This is a genomic window from Pseudomonas sp. HY2-MNA-CIBAN-0224, assembly GCF_040310285.1.
GTDB lineage: Bacteria > Pseudomonadota > Gammaproteobacteria > Pseudomonadales > Pseudomonadaceae > Aquipseudomonas > Aquipseudomonas helleri.
Window position 1 is genome coordinate 1 of sequence record NZ_JBEOPQ010000489.1, and the last position, 274, is coordinate 274.

1 pseudogene is annotated in these 274 nt (G+C 42.0%); it reads left to right on the forward strand.

Annotated features, from left to right (window positions below):
- Nucleotides 1–71: 71 nt before the first annotated feature.
- A pseudogene (gene recA / locus AAEZ03_RS27285) lies at nt 72–274 on the forward strand (recombinase RecA); the annotation flags it as partial.

Sequence of the window (274 nt, forward strand, 5' to 3'; positions counted from 1 at the left end):
GGTTTACATCATTTCACCTAAGTCAAAACAGCATTTTACTAAACGTATTGAATGCCTTAGAGGGTTTTATAATGAAGGTTGATCCAAATAAAGAGAAAGCACTTGCCGCCGTTTTAAGTCAGATTGAAAAGCAATTTGGTAAAGGCTCAATTATGAAGTTGGGCGAAGATCGCACAATGGATGTTGAAACTATCTCTACCGGTTCACTTTCATTGGATGTCGCTCTAGGTGCGGGTGGTTTGCCACTGGGACGTATCGTTGAAGTCTACGGCCC